Raw genomic sequence first — 2702 nt, 5'->3', positions numbered from 1 at the left:
GCGGGTGGAGTTGATTCATCCGATCGCGATGGAGGAGGGCTTGCGTTTCGCGATCCGTGAGGGTGGTCGCACGGTGGGCGCGGGTCGGGTCACGAAGATCATCAAGTAGCGAACACGGAAGCGAGCCATGGCGAAGAACGAGAAGCGGGTGCAGGTGACCCTCGAGTGCCAGACCTGCAAGCGCCGCAACTACATCACCACCAAGAACAAGATCAACGATCGCGAGCGCATCGAGCTCAAGAAGTACTGCAAGTGGGACCGGGCTCACACCTTGCACAAGGAGACCCGCTGACCGGTTCTCGGCCGGTGCCTCGACGTAACCGAATCGTCACGTAACCCGCATGCTCACGCCAGGTCAGAAAGCTGATGCCAGTCGACGTGGCTGACCTCGTGGTTGCCGCCCGCGATGGCGACCGCCACGCGTTCGACGAGCTGGTGAGGGCAACCTACGTCGAGACCTACACCTTGGCGTATCGCCTCACCGGCAACGAGGAAGACGCTCGGGACGTGGTGCAAGAGGCGTATCTCCGTGCCTACAAGGGTTTGAAGCGCTTTCGAGGCGACGCGCAGTTCTCGACGTGGATGTACCGCATCACGGCGAACTGCGCATCGACGTTCCTCGGCCGGCGCCAGCGGAACCGCTGCGAGGAGCTGACCGAGGACCTGAGCACCCGGGACGAGCGCCCCGCGGCGAGCCCCGAGGTGCAGGCGGAGGCGACCGCGCTACGCGAGCGTCTTCAGGTGGCCCTGCGGGCCCTGCCGCCGAAGCTGCGGGCGGTGGTCATCCTGCGCGACGTCTACGACCTCCCGCACGAGGCCATCGCCGCCGAGCTGGGCATCTCCGAGTCCGCGGCGAAGGTCCGGCTCCATCGAGCACGCAAGAAGCTGCGTGACGACCTCTTCGCCCGCCCCTCCGAGGAGCAGGCTCATGCGGTGTGAGCAGCTCACCGGGTCCCTCTCCGACGCCGCCGATGGGTCGGTCCTGCTCGACGGCCCTTCCCGGGCTCACGTGGAGCACTGCCTGCGGTGCCAGGCCGAGTTGGCCCAGTACCGCAAGCTGTTGCGGGCGCTGCGCGCCCTGCGCACCGAGGTGCTGGTCCCGGCACCGGGCCTGCTGCCCGAGATCCTCCTGCACCTGGAGCAGGCGGGGGAGCGGCGGGCGATCCGCAGCATCCTGACCGGCCGCCGGGTGGCGTACCTGGGCGGCATCGCTGCGGCGACCGCGGCCGGCGCCGCGGGGGCGATCGTGCTGGCCAGCCGCTCTCGTCGTCGGATGTCACTCGCGGGCTGACCTCGCGTCGGTCGCCCGAGCCGCCGACCCCGACACCGACGTCGCCTGTGGGGGATAGGCTGCGGGCACCCGTGCTCGCTGTCTCGGCGCGAAGGCAGGCTGCTATCCTGCCGCCGGGACTGCGACCCCTAGGGCAGTAGCTCAACTGGTAGAGCACCGGTCTCCAAAACCGGCGGTTGGGGGTTCGAGTCCCTCCTGCCCTGCTTCCGATCCCCTGCAAGGGTGTCCTCACCATGGCCTTGAACCGAGAACAGAAGCGCATGCTCCAGCGTCAGGGCGAGCTCGGCCCGGATGGCGAGCCGATCCGCACCCGGCGGGGGCCGCAGGCGCCCAAGCCCGCCGAGCAACGCACCACGCCGCGCCAGTTCGTGCACGAGGTGCGCGCTGAGCTGCGCAAGGTCGTCTGGCCGACTCGGTCCGAGACCATCAACTACTCCATCATCGTCCTCGTCACGCTCGTGTTCTTCACGACCCTGATCTTCGTTGTCGACTGGGTCGTCAGCGAGGGTGTCCTCCGACTATTCCAGGCCAAATGAGCTCCTACTCCACCGAAGACGCGCTGCTCGGCGAGACCGAGATGACCGCCGACACCGAGACCACCGATGCCGGGGCGACGATCGAGCCGCCGGCCCTCGCCGGGGAGGAAGGGGGCGCGGCTGCTGACGCGTCTGCGCTCGATGACACCGAGGTGATCGGCGAGGACGAGCTTCTCGCGGAGGAGCCCCGGGTCGAGAGCCCCTACGACCGCCCGGGCCAGTGGTTCGTGGTGCACACCCAGTCGGGCTACGAGAAGAAGGTCAAGCAGAACCTCGAGGCCCGCATCTCCTCGATGAACATGGAGGAGCGCATCCACGAGGTCGTGATCCCGATGGAGGACGTGGTCGAGTTCAAGAACGGCAAGAAGCAGGTCGTCCAGAAGAAGATGTTCCCCGGCTACCTGCTCGTCCGTTGCGAGCTGGACGACGATTCCTGGTACGTCATCCGCAACACCCCGGGCGTGACCGGCTTCGTCGGACAGGGGGCCAAGCCTTCTCCGCTGCCGCGCCGCGACGTCGAGTCGTTCCTCCAGGTCAAGGCTGAGGGCGCCGAGGAGGCACCCAAGCGGGGCAAGCCTCGCCTCGAGTACGAGATGGGCGAGACGGTTCGTATCAAGGAGGGGCCGTTCGCCGACTTCTCGGGGGTGATCGTCGAGATCAACGAGGATCAGCTCAAGGTGAAGGTGCTGGTGAACATCTTCGGCCGGGAGACCCCGGTCGAGCTCGAGTTCTCCCAGGTGGCCAAGCTCTAGGACTGTGCTGAGCAAGGCGCCTTCGTGGGGTGGAGGGCGGCCGTCGGTCGTGGGAGGGGCGTCGTGTCGTCGGAGGGCGAGCGGGTCGCGGTGCGGGCAGATCGAAGGGCCGGGTTGAGGTGT

General features: G+C 67.5%; 6 protein-coding genes and 1 tRNA gene. All 7 read left to right on the top strand.

Annotated features, from left to right (window positions below; genetic code table 11):
- Positions 1–109 (top strand): EF-Tu C-terminal domain-related protein (locus HZF19_RS16020; protein ID WP_208026961.1); only part of this gene is annotated, 109 nt, incomplete at its 5' end.
- A gap of 18 nt (positions 110–127) precedes the next feature.
- Complete coding sequence (gene rpmG / locus HZF19_RS16015; protein ID WP_208029799.1) at positions 128–292, top strand: 50S ribosomal protein L33; 165 nt, start codon at positions 128–130, stop codon at positions 290–292.
- Between the two features lie 74 nt (positions 293–366).
- Complete coding sequence (locus HZF19_RS16010; RefSeq protein WP_208029798.1) at positions 367–939, top strand: RNA polymerase sigma factor; 573 nt, start codon at positions 367–369, stop codon at positions 937–939.
- Complete coding sequence (locus HZF19_RS16005) at positions 929–1291, top strand: anti-sigma factor (RefSeq protein ID WP_208029797.1); 363 nt, start codon at positions 929–931, stop codon at positions 1289–1291. The genes HZF19_RS16010 and HZF19_RS16005 overlap by 11 nt, the downstream gene beginning before the upstream one ends.
- Before the next feature lie 130 nt (positions 1292–1421).
- Positions 1422–1494, top strand: a tRNA-Trp gene (locus HZF19_RS16000).
- Between the two features lie 30 nt (positions 1495–1524).
- Positions 1525–1827, top strand: a complete 303-nt coding sequence (gene secE / locus HZF19_RS15995; RefSeq protein WP_208029796.1) for a preprotein translocase subunit SecE — start codon at positions 1525–1527, stop codon at positions 1825–1827.
- Complete coding sequence (gene nusG, locus HZF19_RS15990; protein WP_235980329.1) at positions 1824–2579, top strand: transcription termination/antitermination protein NusG; 756 nt, start codon at positions 1824–1826, stop codon at positions 2577–2579. The genes secE and nusG overlap by 4 nt, the downstream gene beginning before the upstream one ends.
- The last annotated feature ends 123 nt before the right edge of the window (positions 2580–2702 follow it).

The organism is Rhabdothermincola sediminis, assembly GCF_014805525.1.
Classification (GTDB): Bacteria; Actinomycetota; Acidimicrobiia; order Acidimicrobiales; family Acidimicrobilacustridaceae; genus Rhabdothermincola; species Rhabdothermincola sediminis.
This window is presented reverse-complemented; position numbering and strand designations above follow the sequence as displayed.